The sequence below is a fragment of the Marseilla massiliensis genome (assembly GCF_016899855.1).
Classification (GTDB): domain Bacteria; phylum Bacteroidota; class Bacteroidia; order Bacteroidales; family Bacteroidaceae; genus Prevotella.
In genome coordinates, this window is the sequence record NZ_JACJJG010000042.1 from 1 (window position 1) to 24319 (window position 24319).

A 24319-nucleotide genomic window follows, 5' to 3' on the forward strand; every position below is an offset into this window, starting at 1 on the left:
TAGCCTCGGTATCTATCATGCACACGCCTTCATACCCTTTGTAACGCTTGCCGTACTTGCTCGCCACCTTGGCAAGGGTCTTTGTCGGGGCAATGCCCAACGTAACGGGTATGCCCGTGCCCTTACCGACACACCGTACGATTTTCTTTCCATAGCCGCGCAACGTCTCTCCATGGCCGAAACCAGACAAGTCGATGAACGCTTCGTCGATTGAATACTGCGTGATGTCGGGCGTAAAGTCGGCCAACAACATCATTACCCTGCGGCTCATGTCACCATAAAGGGCGTAATTTGAGCTGAACACGGCAACGTTATTACGCTCGAGAAAATCCCTTACTTGGTAAAACGGCGTGCCCATGGCTATTCCCATGGCCTTAGCCTCGTTGCTGCGGGCTATAATGCAACCGTCGTTATTCGACAGGACAACGACCGGCGACGTGCGCAATGAAGGGTTGAATACACGTTCGCAAGAACAATAAAAGTTGTTGCAGTCAACCAAACCAAACATCAGTTACCTCCTCAACTGCCGTTTTATGTTATAGACAAGAACTCCCCAGATGATAAAATCGTTTTCCTCAGTTACCTTTATGGGTTTATATTCTTCATTTGCGGGAACGAGCCAAAGACAGTTCCGCCCTTTCTCGAACCTCACTTTCTTTAACGTAAACTCACCGTCAATATACGCAACGACGATATCTCCGTCCTGCGGTTCTATGCCTTTGTCGATTACAAGCAAGTCGCCATCGTCTATCCCGCAATCTTTCATCGACTCGCCAACGGCCCGCGCATAGAAAGTTGTTGCCGGATGGCGCACCAATTCACTGTTAAGGTCAATGGACTCCATATAGTCCTGCGCCGGCGAAGGGAAGCCTGCCCTTATCCCCTGGTCGGCAAAAGCCAGCTCAAGGTCATGGCTCAGGTCTGCGGAATATAATATAAGTTTCATCTTTACATCATCAAATATAAGCCGAAAGAATATCAATATACATATATCTTATAGCCGTTTATTCCGTTGTTTTGTCCTTGAATAGTGCACGGCAAGTATTCAATCGCGCTGACGGTCTGTTCCTTACCCATGTCGATAACAAGCAGATGAGGCACCGGAACGCCGGCTATCGTGCGCCAATACGTCGACTCCTGCATGTCGAAAGCCTTGTCGCCGGTATGGTTGCCGCCGTCAATGTCCTCATTGTCTGCATACTTCACCGCCCACAAACTGCGGTCAATGCGCTTTCCGTCGGCACCCCTGGCATATATTTCAGCCATTGTCACCACGCCGTCACGGCCGTAAGTACCGACACACTCAACAGCAAGATAACGTCCTTTGGCGGGTTTCTCCAAAGTTACGGTCTGCCAATCTTGCACAGCACTGAAGCTACCCGTAACCGAAGGCGCGACATCCGACAATTCGGGACGCTTGTCACTAAGATTTGAAACGCCGCCACTCTCGGCCTGCAAACGGTCGAGTTCTGGCGCGGTCTGTCCCCAAACATCGGTAGCGCGAGGCCCTACTACATCGAGAACTATCACCTCGTTGCGGCCTTTCTTCAGCCAACAGCTGGGCACATAGAGCGTCTGTTGCGGCCCGATACTCCAGAATCGGCCTACGGCATGGCCGTTGACATACACCTGTCCCTTGCCCCACTGTTCCATATTAAGGAATGTGTCGCCGGTCTTTTCAAGGTCAAAATAACCACGGTAATACCCAGCTCGGGAGTCTTTTATCAAATCATTGTATTCGCCATTGCCGCCCGACGCGAGCGCAGCAGTAGCGTTTTCGTACGCATCGGGCAACGTCAGCATTGTCCAACCGTCAAGACGCAACGACTTTTCTTTACCGTCAACGTCGGCACGGAGCGTAACCTCGGCGGTAAGTCCTTTATAATCCTTTATCGCACGGCCGAAATTGATACGGCCCATGCCCTCTACCACAATAGCAAGACGGCTGCCTTTCTTAGCCGCCGGCAACTTAACGGTTGTCTCGTTGCTTACACGATTAGCCCTGCCAACATACTTTCCGTCGACATAAACGAGGGCGTAATCATGCGCACTCTCAAGAGACAGCACACCACCCGAAACCGTTTCCTGCAAAGTTGTGGCGTAAACTACCGTGCCCCACCCCATGTCAAGCTCCTCGAAAGTAAGCGGAACATTGTTCCGGCAAACACTGTCAATCCCGTAAAGCAGGGGCGCATACTCGACAAGCGAGAACTTCGGCACGCTAATCAGCTCTGCCGCTGGTTCGGGAACGGCAGGCAACGGCGCGTCGGCATACTTCCGCATGACGTCGCGCAGTTTGTAATACTTCTCCGTGGGCAGTCCGTATTCATTAATCGGGGCGTCATAATCGTACGACGTAACGTCGGGAGCGAAACCCGGAGAGTTGGCTCCCGCCCAGTGTCCGAACGACGTTCCGCCGTGAGTCATGTACAAAGAAAAGGATATGTTCTTTGACAACATCTCGTCAATACCGGCTACCATCGCGTCGGCTGGTCGCGTCTCGTGGCGCGCTCCCCACTTGTCGAACCATCCGCTCCAGAACTCCGAGCACATCAGGGGCGCTTCGGGACGCAGCTCACGCAGGCGGCTGAACTGGGCGTCGATGTCTGACCCCGTGCCGAAATTCATTGTCCAGACAAGGTCGTCAAGGCCGTTTTTGGTGAAGTTGCTCGCCCAGTCGCACTGAAACAGCGTAACATCGCTGAACCCGGCACGGCGCACGATGTCGCGTATGGCGCTTACGTAAGCCTTATCCTCGCCGTAAGAACCGTACTCATTCTCGACCTGCACCATTATGATAGGGCCTCCGCGCTGTATCGTAAGCGGCGCAAGCTGCTCGCCGACCTTGTTTATAAATGCCTCGGCACGCTCCATAAAATAAGGGTCTTGCTCACGAAGGCGGATGTCCTTCTTCTTCAACAGCCACCACGGCAGACCTCCCATCTCCCACTCGGCACAGACATAAGGGCCGGGACGCACGATAACGTACATGCCGTTTTTCTGCGCAAGGCGGCAAAACTCGGCAATATCATTCTGTCCGGTGAAGTCGAACTCGCCCTCGCGTTGCTCGTGAATGTTCCAGAAAACGTACATGCAGATGGTGTTCATGCCCAGCGCACGGCACATACGTATGCGGTGTTCCCAATACTGTCGGGGAATGCGCGGATAATGCAGTTCGGCCGCTTTCACGACGAAAGGCTTTCCGTTAAGCAGGAATTTCTTGTCGCCAACGGTAAACGTGCCGCCAACTGGCGTAGCCGCCGGCAGGCTGACGCTTGCCGCAATGGCCATGATAATGATGAACGTGCGTATCAGCAAAGATGTCTTCATGATTATATCTTTATTTAAATAGTTGTCACTTACGTTACCAAAGACCGTCAAATGCTTTGTAAAAGACCGTCAAATGCTTTGTAAAAGGCCGTCAATCGCATTGCCAAAGACCGTGTTTAGCGAGGCTAAAGACGGCCTTTTGGTTTGTAACTAAACGCCGGGCATTTGGTTAACAACCGCATTTCACGACACCGCATGTATGGAAAACCGTAACAATTCAACATGCATTTGCTTACGATTTTTGCCACCCTCGGCGCCATGCATACTGCAAAGATAGCGTCTTCAGCGCAAACCGCCAAGCCTTAAGGCCGTTTTCTGCGTAACGGAAAGCATATCCCGAAAACTGAAAATAACGCACTGACGGGTTGCCTTTGTCTCCGTTTTTTGTTAACTTTGCGCCAAGAAAGCATTTAACGAAAGGCAAAAGCGATGGACGAAAAGCAACGGATACTGCAACTCAGGCAGGAGCTGCATGAGCATAACCATAAATATTACGTATTAAACCAACCCTCGATAAGCGACCAGGAGTTTGACTTCATGATGCACGAGCTGCAGGAACTCGAGGCCCGCCACCCCGAAATGGCTGACCCCGACTCGCCTACGCAGCGCGTGGGAAGCGATATCAGCACGGAGTTTAAACAGGTAGCGCATAAATATCCCATGCTTTCACTGGCCAATACGTACAACGAACAGGACGTGGCCGACTTCTACAACAGCGTAAGCAAGGGGCTTAACGGCGAGGACTTCGAGATTTGCTGCGAGATGAAATACGACGGACTGTCAATATCACTGACGTATGTTGACGGCCGACTGACGCAGGCCGTTACGCGCGGCGACGGCGTACATGGCGACGACGTGACAGCCAACGTCCGCACGATACGCTCAATACCGCTCGTTTTGAAGGACGGCGACTGGCCCCATGAGTTCGAGATTCGTGGCGAAATACTCATGCCTTGGCAGTCGTTCGAGCGCCTGAACGCAGAGCGTGAGGCTGCCGAGGAACCGCTGTTCGCCAATCCCCGCAACGCCGCCAGCGGCACCCTGAAAAGCCTCAACCCGGCCGTGGCGGCCAAAAGAAAGCTCGACGCCTATCTGTATTACCTGCTCGGCGACGGCATTGAGGGCGACGGCCACTACGAAAACCTCATGCGCGCGAAGGCGTGGGGCTTCAAGATTAGCGACGGCATGCGCAAGGTGAAAACCCTGCAGGAGATTTATGACTTCATAAACTACTGGGACACGGAGCGCAAGAACCTGCCCGTAGCCACTGACGGAATAGTGCTTAAAGTCAACTCGCTGCGCCAACAACGCGCCCTCGGATACACGGCAAAAAGTCCGAGATGGGCCATTGCCTACAAGTTTAAGGCCGAACGGGAGTGCACACGGCTGCGTGAAGTTACCTATCAGGTAGGCCGGACGGGCCAGATTACGCCCGTAGCCAACATGGAACCGGTGCAGCTGGCCGGTACGACGGTGCGCCGTGCCACCCTAAACAACGAGGACTTCATACGCAGCCTTGACCTGCACGAGGGAGACTACGTGTATGTTGAGAAAGGCGGTGAAATCATCCCGAAGATAGTTGGCGTTGACACAGAGCGCCGTGAAGCGTCAGCACGCCCCGTAGAGTTTATCACCAGATGTCCAGAATGCGGCTCAGAGCTCGTACGTTACGAGGGCGAGGCAGCCCACTACTGCCCCAACGACGCAGGATGTCCGCCCCAAATAAAGGGTCGCATAGAGCATTTCATATCGCGCCGGGCCATGAACATCGACAGCCTCGGCCCCGAAACGATAGACGAATACTTCCGTCGCGGATTGATAAAGAATGTCGCCGACCTGTACGACATACGCGTTGAACAAATCAACGGTGACGGCAGTCGCCAGAAGTCGGCGCAAAAGGTGGTCGACGGGATAGAAGCCTCAAAGCAAGTACCGTTCGAACGCGTGGTGTTCGCCCTCGGAATACGCTTCGTAGGAGAGACTTCTGCACGCCTCCTGGCACGCCATTTCAAGGACATAGACCATCTGGCTGCAGCCACTTTACAAGAACTTACCGACATAGACGGCGTTGGCGAAGTGATAGCAAAGAGCGTGATAACGTACTTCCATAACCCGATAAACATGGAGATAGTGAACCGCCTGCGAGCCTACGGCCTGCAGATGTCGCTCAGCGAGGAGCAAATTCAGGCCGCAAGCACCAAACTTGCCGGTAAAAGTATCGTCATAAGCGGCGTGTTCACGCACCACAGCCGTGACGAATACAAGCGCATTATAGAACAAAACGGCGGAAAGAACGTTGGCAGTATAAGCGGAAAGACGTCGTTTATACTTGCAGGTGACAACATGGGACCGGCAAAACTGCAAAAGGCGGAGAAGCTGGGGGTGCCCATTGTGGACGAGGAGACGTTTCTGGAAATGATCGAGAATTAAGAAATTGAAAAAGAACATGAATATCATAGTTTCTGAAGAGATAGAAAAAGTGTGCCCCGGTTTTGTGGGCGCGGCGGTAGAGGCCGACGTAGTAAACAGTGAATATAACGCCAAACTATGGGCAGAAATCAATGCTTTGGGCGAGAAATACAAAGCTGAATACACTACCGAAACAGTAAAAACCATATCAGGCATAGAGGCGACACGCCGTGTCTACCGTGCCTGCGGCAAAGATCCAAGCCGCTACCGACCGGCCGCCGAAGCGTTGATAAGGCGTATGTTGCAAGGCAAGGAGCTGTACCAGATTGACACATTGGTTGACCTTATCAACCTGGCGAGCATTGCTTTCGGCTACAGCATTGGAGGATTCGACGCCGACAAATTCGTAGGCGACACGCTCACCCTCGGCATCGGGCGTGAAGGCGAGCCGTATGAAGGCATAGGACGTGGCATGCTCAACATCGCCGGACTGCCCGTTTACCGCGACGCCGAAGGAGGAGTAGGCACACCGACAAGCGACAACGAGCGCACGAAAATAGAGCTCTCAACACGCCATGTGCTCGTACTCGTAAACGGATATGACGGCAACGAAGCCCAGGTAAAGGCCAACGCAGAATATATAATACGACTTTTCGAGAAATACGCGCAAGGTTGTAACTGCACATACCACATCTACAGATAATCCATAAAAAATATATAGAAAAAACATATCACCATAATTAAACCGCTACAAACTATGGAAACAGAAAAGATGAAGGCTCAAGCGGGCAAATTATATGACGCAAATTATGACGCCGAACTGTTGAAAGAGCGAGAAATCTGTGCCGACATAACATACGAACTGAACCGTTTACGCCCGTCACAGACCAAAGAGCGCATGGAGATTCTGCGTAAACTGTTCGGAAAAACGAAAGGAAACTTTACGATAGTATCTCCATTTTTCTGCGACTATGGATACAATATAGAAATAGGCGAAAACTTTTTCATGAATATGGATTGCGTTATTCTTGACGGGGCGAAGGTAAAATTTGGCGACAATGTATTCGTCGCTCCGCATTGCGGATTCTATACAGCCGGCCACCCTCTTGATGTTGAAAGACGCATTAGCGGCTTAGAGTATGCTCTGCCAATAACCGTAGGCAACAATGTATGGATTGGCGCACATGTATGTGTGCTGCCAGGCGTAAGCATAGGAGACAACACTGTGATAGGCGCAGGCAGCGTCGTAACAAAAAACATACCTGCCAATGTGCTGGCTTACGGCAATCCATGCAAGGTAATACGGGAAATAACGGAAAACGACAGGACGGAATACATGAAATGAGCGGAAGCAAATAAACTTGCTCCCGCCCATTGCTTTATCTTAGATAGTTTTCCTTACACAAAACCCTGCCACTTTTCAGAACTCGCTTGTAAAGTGGAAACGGATATGCTTGAAATCCTGCTGGGCCATCTGCAACACATAACCAGAGTCGGCAAGGAATACGTCACGGCCATCTTTGTCTTTGGCCATGTACTGATATTTACGCTTTTTGAACGAGTCAAGCTCTGCCGGGTCGTCAGAGTCTATCCAGCAAGCCTTGTACAAATGCACAGGCTCCCACCTACATTTAGCGTTATACTCGTTTTCAAGACGGTACTGTATGACCTCAAACTGCAGCTGACCTACCGTTCCGATAATCTTGCGACCGTTAAACTGGTTAACGAACATCTGGGCAACACCCTCATCCATGAGTTGGTCTATACCCTTGGCAAGCTGTTTAGCCTTCATCGGATCATCGTTCTCGATATACTTGAACATTTCAGGAGAGAACGACGGAAGCCCACGGAAGTGCAACTGTTCACCGTCGGTCAATGTGTCACCAATCTTGAAAATTCCGTTATCCGGCAATCCGACAATATCTCCTGGCCATGCCTCGTCTATCGTACTCTTACGCTGTGCCATGAACTGCGTCGGCGACGAGAAGCGTACCGTCTTGCCAAGACGCACATGTTGGTATGGATGATTGCGCTCAAAACGCCCGCTGCACACCTTGCAGAACGCTATACAAGAACGGTGGTTGGGATCAATATTGGCCGTTATCTTGAAAATAAATCCGGTAAACTTCGGTTCATCAGGCATTACAATACGCTCCTCCGCTTTCGTTGGACGCGGACTTGGAGCAATCTTTACAAAACAATTGAGCAACTCCTGCACACCAAAATTATTCAGGGCACTACCGAAAAACACTGGCGCAGTCTTGGCCGCACGGTAATCTTCGACATTGAATTCAGGGTAAACGCCATCTACAAGTTCAAGGTCTTCACGTAACTTAACGGCATCGGCCTCACCAATATGGCTTTCAAGGTCGCTACTGTTGATGTCTACCTCTACTTTCTCGGTAACGCGCTGTTTATCAGGCGTGAATAAATCGAGCTTCTGCTCATAAATATTATATACTCCTTTAAACTTAGCCCCCTGATTAATCGGCCACGATAAAGGACGTACATGAATTTCAAGCTCCTGTTCCAGTTCGTCAAGAAGGTCAAAAGGGTCGCGTCCCTCACGGTCCATCTTGTTGATGAATATGATAACCGGAGTGTTACGCATGCGGCAAACATTCATCAGTTTGCGCGTCTGCGCCTCAACACCCTTAGCTCCATCCACAACAATAATGGCAGAATCTACTGCCGTCAAGGTACGGTAAGTGTCCTCGGCAAAATCCTGGTGACCGGGAGTATCGAGAATGTTTACCTTATATCCGTCATAATCAAACTCCATCACCGATGTCGACACGGATATTCCACGTTGTTTCTCAATGTCCATCCAGTCGGATGTGGCTGTCTTACGGATTTTGTTATTCTTAACGGCTCCAGCCACCTGGATTTGCCCGCCGAATAACAGGAATTTCTCTGTAAGAGTCGTCTTACCAGCATCAGGATGTGATATGATGGCGAAAGTTCGCCTTCTTTCTATTTCTTTATTCATGTATAATTAAGGAGTTAAAGATGTTAAGGAGCAAAAGTAAAACTTGCCTTATGCTCAATAGCGCAAAAGCAGCAGTGTCAAAATGCCTCGTTGAATAAACAGACAAGACACAGACGTTCACACTCCAAGCTCTATTAAAATATTCGTCTTTTTATTTCAATTTCTCAATACATTCCCTAAGACTATCCTCCCAATACGGAATATTTATTCCGAAAGTTTCCTTGATTTTAGTCTTATCGAGCACACTATAGGCCGGACGCTCAGCTGGTGTCGGATATTCTGACGTATGTATGGGCCTGACATTACACGTTGTTATACCGGCAATACGGTGTATGGCCTTTGTAAAATCATACCAGCTGCATACTCCCTCATTTGAAAAATGATAAACTCCAGGTTTAATCTCCTTCTCTATCACTGTAATGATTGCCTGAGCCAAATCTCGCGCATAAGTAGGAGAGCCTATCTGGTCGAATACCACGCCTAATTCATTCCGTTCATGACCAAGACGAAGCATTGTCTTAACAAAATTATTACCGAATGTAGAATAAAGCCATGCTGTACGTATTATCACCGCACGATGGCAGAATTTGCTGACTCCCAGTTCTCCTGCAAGTTTCGTATTTCCATACACACTGTCTGGACACGGTACATCCGTCTCGACATAAGGATTATATTTCTTCCCGTTAAAGACATAATCCGTTGATATATGTATTATCCATCCGCCGCGTTTTTCTATGGCAGCAGCCAAATAAGCAGGAGCTTCCGTATTAAGCGCCGTGCATAGTTTCTGGTCCGCTTCGGCCTTGTCAACAGCCGTATACGCCGCACAATTCACTATGCCGTCAATCATATTACGGTTTACAAAGTCATTTATCGCAAGCTGGTTGGTTATATCAAGTTCGTCTTTATCCGTATTAAAGAATTTATGTTGCGAGTAGTCTTTCTCCAGCAACCTCAGTTCATTGCCCAGCTGTCCGTTACATCCGGTAATCAATATATTCATCGTATTCAGCAATTAATGTGGTTATATCAGTCAAATTCAAGCGGTTCAACCTTATCTTTCATGAAATAATCCGACAACATTCCGATATAAGTTGTTATCTCTTTTATGGCATGTTCAGTATCAGGGCTTATCTTCTTTTTTTGTAAACGAAGCATCATCACTCCATAAAGGGCGTTGAAACATGTCTCCACTTCATTTTCCTCATTATCCGCCCCACGCTTGCGTAACTCGACGATGAAAGGCAGAACCTTGTAATATTCGCTGTTATAAAAAGGGTATTTCGTACTTTGCAGCAGTTGTGCGTTAAGCTCAACAAGCTGTTGCATGACAATCTTGTTGATTTGCAGATGGCCTTTCTCCCTGCAACCTTCTTGATTCATCATACGCACAAGGTTTCCATACCAATCGGCCATTTCCTCCTTTTGTTCCTCCGTATAGTCGAATTTATCAATATACTCATGCCTAATCCGGCTCAAACTGCATCCATAAGCCCTTATAATATCTTCCACCTGCCACATGTATAGCAAGTATTCAGCTATATTCTTTCTTCTTAATTCCTGAGAAATGAACATGTCTTCTGTAGTTTAAAAGTTATGGGAATTATTGGTTGCGCTATAATGCTTACCATTTATGGCCTTATAAACCGTAAAGCCACAACACTATGTCAGTAATGGAAAGTGTACAAATTAAACACCGTACCAATCAGCACAAGCAGTGAGAATATAATAACCACACTCCCGATAATCTTGTTTATGATAACAATACTGCTGTTGTCAAACTTGTTTCGCACCTTGTCAATAAGCCACGTCAACCCAAACCACCATAGCAGGGCGCCACAAATTATGCTGAAATACCCAACACACATGTGCAACGGATGCTTGGGAATCACGAACGCAAATTGGGCAAACGCCGCCATGAAGAGGAATATTATAAGCGGATTGGAAAACGTTACGAGAAATGCCGTTACCCCGTTATGAATCAATGTACCTTTTTTATTTCCGCTTACATGTATTTTTTTTGTAGGGTCAGAGCGGAAACAATATATTCCGAAGACCATCAACATTATACTTCCCGTTATCTGCAAGACAAAGCGGTTATGGTTATTATTGATAAGGTCCATAACAAAGCTCATACCGAATCCCGTTATCAGAGCATAAATAAAGTCGCTCACCGTCGCTCCGATACCGGTAACAAAGCCGTACCAGCGCCCTTTATTAAGCGTACGTTGTATACACAACACGCCTACAGGCCCCATCGGCGCCGAAGCGACAATACCTATAAGCATGCCTTTAAATATCCAATCGAGTACGTCTATATGAATTTGAAACGGCATAGCGGGTGCAAAATTGCTAATTTTTTACGAAAGAAACAAATTTTACCAACAAAACTTTGTCAGGTGAATGGATTTTTGATAACTTTGCAAACATATATTTTTTAACATTTTAAAAGTTCTATATCATGATATCACAACCATTAAAGCCATACGTCATCGGACTTGACCTTGGCGGTACTAATTCCGTGTTCGGAATCGTAGACAGTCGTGGAGACATCAAGGCTACGACCGCAATAAAGACCCAAGGCTACCTAACTGTAGAAGAATATGTTGATGCTGCGTTTGAAGCGTTGCAGATCATCATTGACCAGGTAGGAGGCATTGACAAGATCAAAGCCATGGGCATTGGCGCTCCTAACGCCAATTACTACAAAGGCACGATTGAATATGCGCCTAATATAGTCTGGGCACACGAAGGGATTGTTCCGCTTGCTGAACTGTTCAAGAAGCGTTTAGGCGTACCTGTGGCTATAACCAACGATGCTAACGCTGCCGCCATAGGCGAAATGACTTACGGAGTGGCACGAGGCATGAAGAACTTTATCATGCTAACACTCGGAACCGGTGTCGGTTCAGGCATTGTCATCAATGGCCAGTTGGTTTATGGATGTGACGGCTTTGCCGGAGAATTGGGACATGTCATCATGCGCCGCGAGAACGGACGTTCATGCGGTTGCGGGCGCACTGGCTGTCTTGAGGCATACTGCTCGGCTACAGGCGTGGCGCGCACTGCACGCGAATTACTTGCCACGACAAACACTCCGTCGTCACTCCGTGAACTTGAACCAGAAAAGATAACGTCTCTCGACGTATCAATCGCGGCAGGACAAGGTGACGAACTTGCAAAGAAGGTGTATGATTTCACAGGTGAAATGCTTGGAGAGGCATGCGCTGACTTTGCTGCGTTCTCTTCTCCTGAAGCGTTCATATTCTTTGGAGGATTGACAAAAGCAGGCGATCTCATAATGAATCCTATAAAGAAAAGTTATGACGAGCACGTCCTTAACATCTTCAAGGGCAAGGCCCAGTTCTTGGTAAGCGGCCTTGACGGCTCATCAGCCGCTGTACTTGGCGCAAGTGCCATCGGCTGGGACATACAGGACGATGTCAACGCATAAACAAGAACAGATTACAATAATGAAAAATGGATAATCAGCCATAACCCAATGCGCATGATTATCCATTTTTCATTATCGCTTTATACGTTATTACCTTGCAAAAGAGCACGAATCGCAATGTAAAAGACCGTTTTTCATAACATTGAAGGCCGTGTTTTATAAGTAAACAAATGATGATAATTTTCGTAAACATCTGTCAGTCTGTCAGCGTTGGGGATAACACGCTGGCTATCAGGATGTTTGGAGCTGAAAGATTGAGGGCAAATCTTTCAGGGTCTTTCACTCCGGCTACTGACGGGAAATGGCTGACAGATGCCCGATAGGCTTCTGTCAGCTCATAAACAATTGATAGTCAGGTTGTTAAGCGCAAGGCTGAAAGATGAAAGATGTTTACGGAAATTACCTTATACCAAACTCACGTTATTTTAGTTCGCAAACTATCTTCTTAACATCAACGCTCGACGTTCCGACCTGCAATTCATACTTACCAGGCGTAACACACATAGTATTAGTATCCACGTTCCACCATTCAAAGGCACTTCTCGGGAAGTCCACCACTACGTCTTTCGTCTCTCCGGCCTTTAGCTCTACACGTTTAAATCCACGCAAAGTCTTTAACGGGCCGCCTGCATCATCTGGCTTATCAAGATATACCTGCACGACCTCCACACCGTCACGAGCGCCTGTATTGGTCACGCTTACATGTATTTTACCGGCTTGGGCGTCATATACCGGAGTACCCAAAGCGAAAGTCGTATAACTCAATCCGTAACCGAACGGGAAAAGAGGCTCACCGTTAAAATACCGATAAGTACGGCCTGCCATGCGATAATCGTCAAAAGGAGGCAACTGGCTGTCATCCTTATAGAATGTAACGGGCAACTTTCCACATGGATTATAATCACCGAACAAGACGTCGGCTACGGCATGTCCTCCTTGTTCCCCGGGATACCAAGCCTGCAGAATAGCGTCACAAGTCTCCAGCTCCGGCGTTAACGCTACGGCACTGCCACTGCAATTAACCAACACGACCTTCTTGCCTGCCTCATGCAAAGCCTTCAGTATCTCACGTTGAGCGGCAGGAAGCTCTATGCTCGTACGGTCGCCATTATCAAAACCGGGCTCGGTTACCTTTGCCTCCTCACGTTCAAGGTTGGGAGAAATACCGCCGACAAACACTACAGTTTCCACATCACGCGCACGCTCGGCAATCTCGCTTGCCGTTACATTACGCACTACGGCAACATCAAAGTTTAGCGTCGCCCCTCCTCTAAGTTGCATATAATCCACCTGGATGTCGTATTTGCGGCCTTTTTTAACGTCAAGCTTACGACGGTTGAATCGTAAACGATCCGTTTTCCATCTCTCGGCAATCGTGTCACCATTGATAATCAGCCTGAAACCATCATCATTGGTATACATTATGTCAAGTGTCTCATCCTTGTCGGCAACAAGGGTTCCGCGGAACCGCGCCGTAAAGTCCGTAAGCCGCACTCCAGGGGCAAACACCGTGTTGCCGCCATTGTCAAAATGCAGCGGAGCCGAATATGTCGTTTCATAAGCCGGAACTCCCTCCATCTCCGTGTTGTTCCAGAACTGGGCGCTCATCCCCTGCTTTCCTCCACGGCATGTCAGTTTGGAGAAAACGCTCTCAGTCTCTGTCAATGACGTAATCTCGCACCCTTTAGTATATCTTACATCGCCACCAAGCTTATTGCCAATCCCCTCAAGCACGGTCACTGAATGGCTCGGTTGCCCGTAATAAATACCCCACAGCATTATAGAATCGGCAGCATTAGGCCCCATGACCATTATCTTACTAGCATCCTTCGCCAAAGGCAAAATATTGCCACGATTATGCAGCAGCACCATCTGTTCGCGCGCCATCTGCAACGCAAGGTCCTTATGTTCCTTGCAGGCTACAACGCTTTCAGGTATGCGGGTCCATTCCACAAGCGAATCGGGGTCGAAGTCACCGAGTTCAAACCTTGCTTCAAGCAGTCTCACCACGCTTGTGTCTATCTGGGCTTCTGTTATCTCGCCTGCCTTAACAGCATCAGGCAACCGCTTGTAATTACTGCCGCATTCAACGTCAGTTCCACTTATCACAGCCTTTGCCGAAGCCGATGCAGCATCTTTAGACACCCCATGAGCGCCAGGTTCCCAAAAGTCGCTTATTGCTCCACAGTCACTCACGACAAGTCCGTCGAAGCCCCACTCGTCACGCAGAATCTGCTGCAACAACCTGTTGCTGCCACAACAAGGGTCACCGTCAATGCGCTGATAAGCACACATAACCTCTTTCACTCCTCCTATCTGCACAAGATCCTTAAACGCAGGCAGGTAAGTCTCCCACAAATCACGCTCAGGCAAATCCTCTATATTAAAACTATGGCGGGTCTTCTCCGGACCGCTGTGCACCGCAAAATGCTTTGCGCATGCGTACAACTTCATGTATTTACGGTCAGAAGGCCCTTGCAGGCCACGCACAACGGCAAGTCCCATACGAGAGTTCATGTACGGATCTTCACCATAAGTCTCCTGTCCCCTGCCCCATCTCGGATCGCGGAAAATATTTATGTTAGGCGTCCAGAACGAAAGCCCCTGATACGTATCCACGCTACCTTTGCGCCTCTGCGCAGTATTCTTTGCGCGAGCCTCATCGCTTACGGCAGTAAACACACGTTCGAGCAAGCCATCGTCGAACGACGCAGCCATTCCTATACATGAAGGGAACACAGTACTAAGACCGTTACGTCCCACCCCATGCAGTGCCTCACTCCACCATGCGAACTGCGGAATGCCGAGACGTGGTATCGCCTTCGAGTTGTTCATCATGACCGTAGCCTTTTCCTCAAGCGTCATCCGTGAGCACAAGTCTTCGGCTCTCTGCCGCGCCGACAGCTCAGGATTCATATAAGACAGCGTCTGTGCACCTGCACCAACGGCAAAAGTCAGCAACAACACAACGAAAATATTTCTCTTTTTCATCTTAGTTTAAAGGTAAATAGGTTAATAGTCAATTGCAAAGATAGTGCAAGTTGAAGACAATACAAAATAAACATGTTTATTTTTATTGTTGAGACGCAGCCTATCTTATCAAAAGATAGTGCAAGTTGAGAGAAGTGCAAAATAAAAGTAAGAGAAACGAACTTTTATTTTTATTGTTGAGACGCAGCCTATCTTATCAAAAGATAGTGCAAGTTAAGAGAAGTGCAGAATATTCTTCGCACCCCTTATACCACCAAGTCAAACTGTCATTCTGAACTTGATTCAGAATCCATGGACTATCATCATAGAGTTTTGTCCTTCACCGTAGATTCTGAATCAAGTTCAGAATGACAGTTTGACTTGTCAGATTGAACCCATGCGCTTATTAAAAAAGTAAAGGGGATGCGAACACATCGCATCCCCTCCCATATTACGAATGAAAGGATATTTACCACGTCATCCTTCCGTGTTCACATCATTATCTGTTGATGAACTTCTTTCCGTTCTGGATAAGGATTCCCTTTGTATCCTTGCTTACACGCTGGCCCTGCAGGTTGTAAACGGGAGCGTTCTCGTCAAACTCCTGCTCAACGGTAATGTTGTCAATGCCGGTTGTTACACCGTTGAGAGAATAGATATAGTTACTATGGTTGAACTCATGCGTACCATTATATTCTGTCAACTGTCCGTAAATGATAACTTCGTCACCAACTTTAACCTCGTTAACCAATTCTTCTGTAAATTTTTCTCCTTCTAAATAAAGACCACCATAAACGTACAAATCTTCTCCCGTACCATTAACATCGTTGATATAATAATTTAACTGACCGTAATTGGAGTCAAAATTTCTTATTTCTGTAATAACACCTTTTACATATACCGAGGTAGCAAGTCCTTTGCCAGCCTCTATCAGTTCGTGAGCTTTTGCTACAGTGTAAGCTGTTTCGGGAGTGTTGGATATGTCTATAATTTCAGGTTCATCACCTTGCTTATAGTATTGAATTTTTGAAATTTGGACTATGCCATTGCTTCCTGCGCTTTGACAATCAACAACTAATTTGTAATAAGAATTAGCTGTAGGATTCTTTATTTCGAATAGCATATCTCCTGCTTCTTTATTTGGCGCTTCTACTGTTTCTATAACATTAGCGAAATCAGCATCTGAAGCAACAAGAAGCGAAATAGAATTTATTTTATCATCCTTGTCAATTTTGTCAAATGTTACAACAATGTTTGATATGGGTTGATCAATAGCAAAGGCTGTTGCTATTGATGCAACGGATTCAACATTTTTTCTTCCACATCGAATATACTCCCAATCCCAATTGTTATTACTGAAATTTTCTATAGTCCATGAGTCCGAACCAATAATGGCAGTCCAAGTTTCGTAGTACTGGTTTGTCTTATTGTTTTTACTGTTGTCATCTGGAAATGTCAATGTCTTATAAGCGTCAGCAAAAGCCACAGAGCTGACCATTGCGCATAGCGCTACTAAAGATAAGCGTAAAAGTTTTTTCATAATCACAAAATTTTAATCGTTAGACATGTTTACATTTATAGTGCAAATATAGCTGATTAATTTTAATGACAAAATCTTTTTATATTAAATTTTCATTAAGAGGCGCATTAGGACAAAAAACAAGAAAAACGGAACAAAGTTGTTTTCACCTTATTATATTATAGGACTAATATGCCAAATGACAATGTATAAGAATTTTGACTTGTTCACTTAAGAAAGTTGTAGCAGCCCGTAAAGTTTTGTACGGCAGACGGCAGAAACCGGACCAGATATTAGTATTCTTGCAAAAGAGCGTCTTTCGTTCTCCAAAACTTGCTCTTTTACGACGTGAAAAGCCGTTAATTGCAACACGAAAGGGCGCTAATTAAAAAGAATGATTTTCCATGTCTGTCAAACAATGGTTTATCCGTGATATTGGTTCATCCGCAAATCTGTTGGATGGCAGCGAACGGCAAACACTCATAACAACAGGTAACGAAATAAACTTTTTCAAACTTATTTGACAAAAAATCCACCTCTTTCATTGCAGTTTCATTATTATTGTTTAAATTTGCAGATGGATGTTCGTGATGAACGCCAAATGTGTACGTGAAAACTATTTACTAAAATAATACTGAACACTTAAAAACAAATCACTTATGAGAAAACAGTTACTCAGATTAGGCATATTGTGTCTTTTCGTATTGTTGGCTTGTGCCGCAAAGGCGCAGAACGTCGTTGCGACATGGGACTTCCAAAACAGAATCCCCGCTTCACTCGCCGATGTAACCATTCAAGGAAGCACTGGCGAAGTGGCTTCTGACGTTGAAGGCGTAAGCCTTTTCGTAGACGCTACCAACGGAAAGTTTGCCGTAAGAAGTTCCGATGTACAGATTAACGCCGGAACTATCATACATGTACCCGTAAACAACGCAAGGAATGTTATCGCCGTTACTACATATCCAAGCTATCATGACTTCACGATAGGCGGAACGAAAGTTAACGCTGACTACACTGAATATACCGCGACATCCACGGAGGCGGCACAAGGTTATGTTGAAATCATAGCGACCGGAAGTATATATCTTTACAAGATTACAGCAACATTCATTTCGGACACCGGAATTCAGGAAAAAGAGATTTACTCGACATCGTTCACCGAATGGCCTGAATTTGACATGAAAAGCACCGAGGCACATTCCCATGAAGTCACGACTAAATACAGTCGTGAAAAAATAACGTTTACACTCAAAGGAGCAGGAGCATATCCTAACAAGACACAAGACAAATTCACAAATCTTGAAGATAAAGGACTTGGATATATAGAACTTGCAAAATATGAAGACGAACTAAATAAGCAATTTGAACCGTATGTCGAAACATCAAAAATCGGCTCATTAACAAAAATAGTCCTTACACAAGCTGCAACAGGTGGAAATCGTGGAATCAAACTAATGGTTAAAGGCGAGGATGACACAGATTGGAATGTATTACACAACAAATCAATAGCCGATTCTAAAGGTGAGACATTAACATTTACATTCGATGAAAAAAAGAACTGTGTTATAAGAATTGAGAATTTTACTTTAAACCAAAACTCTTATATCACCGACTTAGCTCTTTACGGCAACGTTGACATGTCTAAATACCCTTCACTCGGGTCGTTCATTTACAATGGAACAACATACGAGGCCGTAGACATATTCACCGAAACATCAGAAAACGTCCAGGAAGCAACTATCGAGTTATTCAACGACGTGGAACTGCCCTCAGAAACAAATCCCATCACCAGTATAACATGCGACAACGGCGAGGTTGACGGAGAAGTAACATATACGGAGCAAACCGACGGATCAGTGCTGGTAACTATAAACGTAAGCGCCAACGGCGAGACCGTAGCGTACAAAGCCACATTCAAGCACAAGCCCTATTATACCCTTACATATTATAATACAGACGGACAGGTAATAAGCAACGACCAAAAGGTTGAGAAAGACAGGCCTATCAATGAATTCACAAAAGGTGAGGCTGACGTAAAAGTACCCGACGGGCAGGCTTTCCGTGGATGGTTCATGTCCGCAGACGGTGGCGAGAAATACACCACCGATTATATCATTACATCGGATATCAACCTTTATGCCATTGCCACCGAAATCGAGACAGCAAGTACTACCGCACGATACACATTCGACCTTACGGACGAGTTCTTCTATGACGAAGACCACGAGGCGTTTGAAGCCGAAGGCAACGGTACCCAGTTCCATGACGGCACACACGGTTGGGTATTAAAGCCTACGGGAAAAATCAAGTTGCTTGTCGGCGGACACGCATACATTTCGCTCCGTATGTGCAACCAAGGCAGTAACCGCACCTTTACCATGACCGACGAAAACAACAACGAAATAGAAACCTTTGACGGTAAAGCTTCTACCGACGGCGAGCCTTATACAGTTGAGTATAACGGCGAAGCAGGATGGCTTACACTGACAACAACCAATGCCGACGCATATATCCACAAAATCATTATTGCCAATGTTGAGGATGGCGAACCCGTGGCAACAAACGAAGAAGGATATTATGTTGTGAAGGCCGGCGACGGTACGCACTTAATGAACACACTTGACGTAGTAAACTCGTTACCGGCCGACCAGGGGCGCGCCTACATCTTTCTGCCCGACGGAACATACGACCTTGGCAACGAAGTGCTTACACCTATCTCACGCGACAACGTGTCCATTATCGGACAAAGCATGGACAAAACCATTATCGTAAACGAAGCCCCCGTAGAAGGTATCGGAGTTTCGGCAACGTTCCTAATAACGGGTACCGGTACTTACATGCAAGACCTTACGCTTAAGAACGCCTACGACTATTACAACAAAAGTACGAGTGATGGCAGGGCTGTAGTAATACAGGACAAAGGCAACCATACAATATGCAAGAACGTAAGACTATTGTCATACCAAGACACCTACTACTCTAACGCCAATGGAGATTATTATTTTGAAAACTCAGACATTCACGGAACGGTAGACTTCATCTGCGGTAGCGGCGACGTATTCTTCAATGAATGTACACTTACAGTAGAGGAACGTAACGCTGACGGTAGTGGAGAATGCACCTTAACAGCACCGTCAACGGACACATCGAAAGGAGACAGCTACGGATATGTGTTCAATAATTGCACTATAAACAGTTTGGCTGAAAAATTCAACTTTGGCCGTGCATGGAACAATGATCCACGTTGCGCTTACTTGAACACAACCCTGCTTCAACCCGAAAAGCTTAACAGCAACCACTGGACTCTCGGCGGCATGAATGTCGTTGCGGATAAGTTCGTTGAATATAATTCTATGGACGCAAATGGCAAGGTCATTTCTCCTGAATCATTAGTCTTAAAATTCACAAAAGATTCTAATAGTAACGAATACGAAACTATCCTTACAGCCGAGCAGGCCGAAGGCTATACGCTCGACAAGGTATTCACTGACTGGACTCCGGGCGAAAGCGCAAAGCAGAAAGAGCTCGGGCTGTTAAAGGCTGATGGCACAAGCCTGACATGGGACGCCGTAGACGGCGCAACGGCATACGCCGTGTTCCATAACGGTGAGTTTGTAAGCATGACCGCCACTCCTTCATACACAATCAACGAAGGCTCAGCCGATGAATACACCGTACGCGCGGCCAACGAGTGCGGAGGATTCGGCAAGGCGGCAAGCACCACTTACACATCAGGTATAGACAATGTCGGTGCCGAAAGCGGCAATGTAGTGTCGACGGCGTATTACAGTGTGCAAGGCTCACGCGTAAGCGAATCTTACACCGGCATTGTAATCAAGGTTGAAACTTTTGACAACGGAAAAACGAAAACTACCAAAATGGTTAAATAGTTTTTTAAGGCAGGGAAGGTTTCTCCGTGATGGAGAGACCTTCCTATTCTTTCATAGAAACCACGGTTTTCTTGTTTTTCTACTTTTTCGGTCATTTTAATTATTAAAAATTTTCGGTTCTTGTTTTTTTTCTTAAATTTGCATTTTATTATTGACGGGAACATTGGCACACGACTGTTTCTGCCAAAACATTAAAAAGAACAAAAGCTGAGAAATGACACGCGAAGAAGACATAAAAAAAGCCGTTGAGGTAATGAGAAAAGGCGGCGTAATACTTTACCCTACAGATACAGTTTGGGGCATAGGCTGTGACGCTACGAATGCTGAGGCCGTAGCTAAAGTGTACGCAATAAAAAAACGCGACGACTCAAAAGCGTTGATTTGCCTGGTTGACTCGGACGTACGCCTACAACGATATATAAGGAATGCGCCAGAAGTGGCATGGCAGGTTATGGAACTGGCAACAAAACCGACAACCGTGATTTTCGACAATGCAGTAAACTTGGCCTCCAACCTTGTGGCCGAGGACGGCAGCATTGCCATGCGCATAACTCAAGAACCATTTTCCAAAGAACTGTGTTACAGATTCCAGAAACCTATCGTATCGACCAGCGCCAATATAAGCGGACAACCAGCAGCCGAAAATTATAGGGATATAGATGAAGAGTTGCTCAACGCCGTCGACTACGTATGCTATAGCCGCAGGCAGGAAAAACAGCCGCACACACCGTCAAGCATTATCAGGATTCGCGAAGACGGGCAGGTGGAAATCATAAGGAAATAATAATGGCAAACACCCATATAGAAACTGAACTTGCGGAAGGATCACCGTCACTGATGCAACGTGTAATAGCGCTACGTGAACGTTATCTTACCGACCGTCAGTTTACATTGATATTAAGCTTCCTCGTCGGCCTGTTCGCCGCCGTTGCGGCTTTCATACTGCACTGGCTTATCGAGGAAATCCAGCTACTGCTAACCGAGGGCTTCGACACGGAGACCTTCAACTGGATGTACCTCGTATATCCGGTAATAGGCATTTACCTGACATCACTGTTCGTACGGCACATTGTAAAAGACGAAATCAGCCACGGTATTACACGTATTCTTTATGCCATAAGCAGCAAACGCAGCCGGCTGAAAGGCCATAATTGCTGGAGCTCAGTAATAGCCTCGGCTATAACCATCGGCTTTGGAGGTAGTGTCGGAGCGGAAGCGCCGATTGTGCTAACTGGCTCCGCCATAGGAAGCAACCTCGGGCAACTGTTCAAGATGGACAACAAGACACTAATGTTGCTTGTAGGATGCGGTGCCGCAGCCGCTATCGCCGGAATATTCAAAGCCCCCATTGCGGGACTTGTATTCACTCTTGAGGTTCTCATGATAGATCTTACGATGGCCTCTTTGTTGCCGATTCTCATCTCAAGCGTAACGGCTACATGCTTTACGTATATTTTTACGGGCAGCGATTCGCTATTCACCTTTACATTGGACAATCCATGGCCTGTAGAACGAATACCGGCAAACATACTTTTAGGTGTATTCGGAGGTTTTGTCAGCCTTTATTTCATCAGAACCATGACCGCGTGCGAATCTGTATTCGGACGTCTGAAACAAAAACCCATCGCCAAGTTACTACTTGGGGCATTAATATTAAGCCCGCTGATTTTCCTGTTCCCGTCGCTTTACGGTGAAGGCTATGGCAGCATAAACATCCTGCTCAGCGGAAAGACGGAGGCTGACTGGGATACAATCCTGCACAATTCACCCTTTTACGGACACAGCAACATGCTCGTGCCCTATATTGGAATGGTATTGCTTACCAAAGTTTTCGCGACATCTGCAACAAATGGCGGCGGAGGATGCGGCGGTACATTCGCGCCCTCATTGTTCATCGGCGCCTTTGCAGGCTTTTTCTTCGCACGAATATGGAACATATACAACATAGGCGTGTTCCTGCCAGAGAAAAACTTTGCGCTGCTTGGCATGGCGGCCGTAATGGCAGGCGTGATGCATGCACCGCTAACAGGCATATTCCTTATCGCCGAAATAACCGGCGGTTACCAAATGTTCATACCGCTGATGATAGTCAGCATTTGCTCATACCTAACTATAATAATATTCGAGCCTCACAGTATTTACGGCATGCGATTGGCAAGACAAGGCAAACTTATCACCCATCATACCGACAGGGCCGTACTAACCCTTATGAGTCTTGACAGCGTTATTGACAAAAACTATACAGCTGTATCACCTGACATGCCACTGGCCTCGCTCGTGCATGCCATAAGCAAAAGCCACAACAACATCCTGCCCGTATTGGACAACGCAGGTAACCTGCTGGGCGAAATTGACATTACAAAACTGAGGCACATTGTCTTTCGTATAGAACTGTACCATCATTTCACTGTCCGACAACTCATGTCACAACCTGAAGCCACATTGAATGTCAACACTAAAATGGAGGACGTTATGAGACAGTTCGACCGCACAGATGCATCTATGCTGCCGGTTCTTGATAAGGACAATCACCTGCTGGGGTATATATCCCGCACACACATGTACTCTGTTTACCGCAAGATAGTAGCAGACCTGTCAGAAGACTGACGAAGCTACAAACAAAATTAACGGCGAGCGGACAAAATTATGCCATGCATAATAGTCAACTGCCGCCATAACATACCCTAAGCATGCTCCTCACACATCGTAAGCGCGGCCGTGACGCTCCTTAAGCGCTGTTATTACGGAGGGGGGTATGCCAATGTGGGATATTACCGAAATTAATACGTCCGACAACAACCTTTATTGCAGTTGTTAAAAGTCCGACGTGCAAAATAAACGGACAAAATACGCAAGCTTTTGACAAACATTAAAGGCACGTCAGCCATGCGTATACATAATAATATAAAAACATCCTAAAAAACAATCTTAAATTTTATTATTCAGCCATAAATATGTATATTTGTAGGCAAATTGCTGAATAGTGGAAAATCTATTAACATTAAACTTATACATTACAAACTTAAACTCATGAAACAGTTACAGACATTATTATTGTGCCTGCTGTTACCCTTGACCGCATTTGCGTCGGCATGGGACGAAGCTAAGTACAAACAAATCGAAAAAAGTATCAGGGTGCCTGTATTTGCAGACCGTACATTCGACATCACGAAATACGGAGCTTCACTAAAGGCTACTCCCGCACAAAACCAGAAGGCGATAAACAAAGCCATCGAAGCATGTTCAAAAGCCGGCGGAGGACGTGTGGTAATCCCTGCCGGTACCTGGCAAACTGGAGCGCTCAGGCTGAAAAGCCACGTTAATCTTGTTATCGAGAAGGGAGCGACATTGTTTTTCGCTTTCGACAGGGCATTATATCCATTGGTGGAAACCCGCTGGGAGGGACTTGACTGCATAAACTATTCGCCACTCATCTACGCCTATAAAGAAACAGACATAGCCATTACAGGCGAAGGCACCATAGACGGTAACGGCTCTGACGAAACATGGTGGCTAATGAGCGGAAAAACGCCCAAAAGCCGTGACATTGTTGTAGAGGAAAAACAGCAGAATCCTGGCGGACGTGCCGACCTGCTGAAAATGGCAGAAGACGGTGTACCATTGGAAAAGCGTGTGTTCGGCCCAAAGAAAGGACTGCGCCCACAAATGGTAAACCTCAACCAATGTGACGGAATTTTAATTGAAGGTGTTACGATGGTGCGTTCGCCGTTCTGGGTAATGCACCCGTTACTCAGCAA

The 24319-nt window shown here is 46.7% G+C and carries 18 protein-coding genes; 9 read left to right on the top strand and 9 right to left on the bottom strand.

Annotated elements, in window-relative coordinates:
* From H6A34_RS08415 to H6A34_RS08425, 3 genes are all read right to left on the bottom strand, one after another.
* A partial coding sequence (locus H6A34_RS08415; RefSeq protein ID WP_477396220.1) for a Y-family DNA polymerase occupies positions 1 to 508 on the bottom strand: 508 nt, incomplete at its 3' end.
* A gap of 3 nt (positions 509 to 511) precedes the next feature.
* Positions 512 to 946 (bottom strand): LexA family protein, encoded by a 435-nt coding sequence (locus H6A34_RS08420; protein WP_205104856.1) that lies wholly within the window; start codon positions 944 to 946, stop codon positions 512 to 514.
* A gap of 32 nt (positions 947 to 978) precedes the next feature.
* Positions 979 to 3330, bottom strand: a complete 2352-nt coding sequence (locus H6A34_RS08425) for a beta-galactosidase (RefSeq protein WP_205104859.1) — start codon at positions 3328 to 3330, stop codon at positions 979 to 981.
* A 429-nt stretch (positions 3331 to 3759) separates the two neighbouring features.
* Between H6A34_RS08425 and ligA the strand changes: the two genes are divergently transcribed.
* Genes ligA through H6A34_RS08440 form a run of 3 tightly spaced genes read left to right on the top strand, consistent with a single transcriptional unit; the run spans position 3760 to position 7084 of the window.
* Positions 3760 to 5760: an NAD-dependent DNA ligase LigA gene (gene ligA, locus H6A34_RS08430; protein ID WP_205104860.1), complete on the top strand. Its 2001-nt coding sequence runs from the start codon at positions 3760 to 3762 to the stop codon at positions 5758 to 5760.
* Between the two features lie 16 nt (positions 5761 to 5776).
* Positions 5777 to 6442, top strand: a complete 666-nt coding sequence (locus tag H6A34_RS08435; RefSeq protein WP_205104861.1) for a B3/B4 domain-containing protein — start codon at positions 5777 to 5779, stop codon at positions 6440 to 6442.
* A gap of 54 nt (positions 6443 to 6496) precedes the next feature.
* Positions 6497 to 7084, top strand: coding sequence for a sugar O-acetyltransferase (locus H6A34_RS08440; RefSeq protein WP_021947510.1), 588 nt, complete (start codon positions 6497 to 6499; stop codon positions 7082 to 7084).
* 75 nt (positions 7085 to 7159) lie between these two features.
* Here H6A34_RS08440 and H6A34_RS08445 read toward each other — a convergent pair whose 3' ends face one another.
* The 4 genes from H6A34_RS08445 to H6A34_RS08460 form a co-directional block, all read right to left on the bottom strand.
* Positions 7160 to 8728, bottom strand: a complete 1569-nt coding sequence (locus H6A34_RS08445) for a peptide chain release factor 3 (protein ID WP_021947511.1) — start codon at positions 8726 to 8728, stop codon at positions 7160 to 7162.
* Positions 8729 to 8879: 151 nt separating this feature from the next.
* Positions 8880 to 9731 (bottom strand): dTDP-4-dehydrorhamnose reductase, encoded by an 852-nt coding sequence (rfbD, locus tag H6A34_RS08450; RefSeq protein WP_021947512.1) that lies wholly within the window; start codon positions 9729 to 9731, stop codon positions 8880 to 8882.
* A 26-nt stretch (positions 9732 to 9757) separates the two neighbouring features.
* A complete protein-coding gene (locus tag H6A34_RS08455) occupies positions 9758 to 10303 on the bottom strand; it encodes a DUF4924 family protein (protein WP_205104862.1) in 546 nt (181 codons plus the stop codon).
* Between the two features lie 92 nt (positions 10304 to 10395).
* The gene (locus H6A34_RS08460; protein WP_205104863.1) at positions 10396 to 11064 is read right to left on the bottom strand and encodes a LysE family translocator; all 669 of its coding nucleotides are present in this window, start codon (positions 11062 to 11064) and stop codon (positions 10396 to 10398) included.
* A gap of 125 nt (positions 11065 to 11189) precedes the next feature.
* Between H6A34_RS08460 and H6A34_RS08465 the strand changes: the two genes are divergently transcribed.
* Both H6A34_RS08465 and H6A34_RS08470 read left to right on the top strand, forming a co-directional pair.
* On the top strand, positions 11190 to 12182 hold the full coding sequence (locus H6A34_RS08465) for an ROK family protein (protein WP_021947515.1): 993 nt from the start codon (positions 11190 to 11192) through the stop codon (positions 12180 to 12182).
* 170 nt (positions 12183 to 12352) lie between these two features.
* Positions 12353 to 12505 carry a hypothetical protein gene (locus H6A34_RS08470; RefSeq protein ID WP_205104864.1) on the top strand — a complete coding sequence of 51 codons (153 nt, stop codon included), beginning with the start codon at positions 12353 to 12355 and terminating at the stop codon, positions 12503 to 12505.
* A 97-nt stretch (positions 12506 to 12602) separates the two neighbouring features.
* On the opposite strand, the gene xyl3A is transcribed toward H6A34_RS08470, so the two are convergent.
* Together xyl3A and H6A34_RS08480 are read right to left on the bottom strand one after the other, a co-directional pair.
* Positions 12603 to 15173, bottom strand: a complete 2571-nt coding sequence (gene xyl3A / locus H6A34_RS08475; RefSeq protein WP_205104866.1) for a xylan 1,4-beta-xylosidase — start codon at positions 15171 to 15173, stop codon at positions 12603 to 12605.
* A 478-nt stretch (positions 15174 to 15651) separates the two neighbouring features.
* On the bottom strand, positions 15652 to 16692 hold the full coding sequence (locus H6A34_RS08480; protein ID WP_205104870.1) for a single stranded DNA-binding domain-containing protein: 1041 nt from the start codon (positions 16690 to 16692) through the stop codon (positions 15652 to 15654).
* Between the two features lie 638 nt (positions 16693 to 17330).
* Between H6A34_RS08480 and H6A34_RS08485 the strand changes: the two genes are divergently transcribed.
* The 4 genes from H6A34_RS08485 to H6A34_RS08500 all read left to right on the top strand — a co-directional run.
* On the top strand, positions 17331 to 20561 hold the full coding sequence (locus tag H6A34_RS08485) for a pectinesterase family protein (RefSeq protein WP_205104868.1): 3231 nt from the start codon (positions 17331 to 17333) through the stop codon (positions 20559 to 20561).
* A gap of 214 nt (positions 20562 to 20775) precedes the next feature.
* On the top strand, positions 20776 to 21345 hold the full coding sequence (locus tag H6A34_RS08490) for an L-threonylcarbamoyladenylate synthase (protein WP_021947520.1): 570 nt from the start codon (positions 20776 to 20778) through the stop codon (positions 21343 to 21345).
* A 53-nt stretch (positions 21346 to 21398) separates the two neighbouring features.
* Positions 21399 to 23168: a chloride channel protein gene (locus tag H6A34_RS08495; RefSeq protein WP_239480815.1), complete on the top strand. Its 1770-nt coding sequence runs from the start codon at positions 21399 to 21401 to the stop codon at positions 23166 to 23168.
* Positions 23169 to 23591: 423 nt separating this feature from the next.
* Positions 23592 to 24319 (top strand): glycoside hydrolase family 28 protein (locus H6A34_RS08500; RefSeq protein WP_420870826.1); only part of this gene is annotated, 728 nt, incomplete at its 3' end.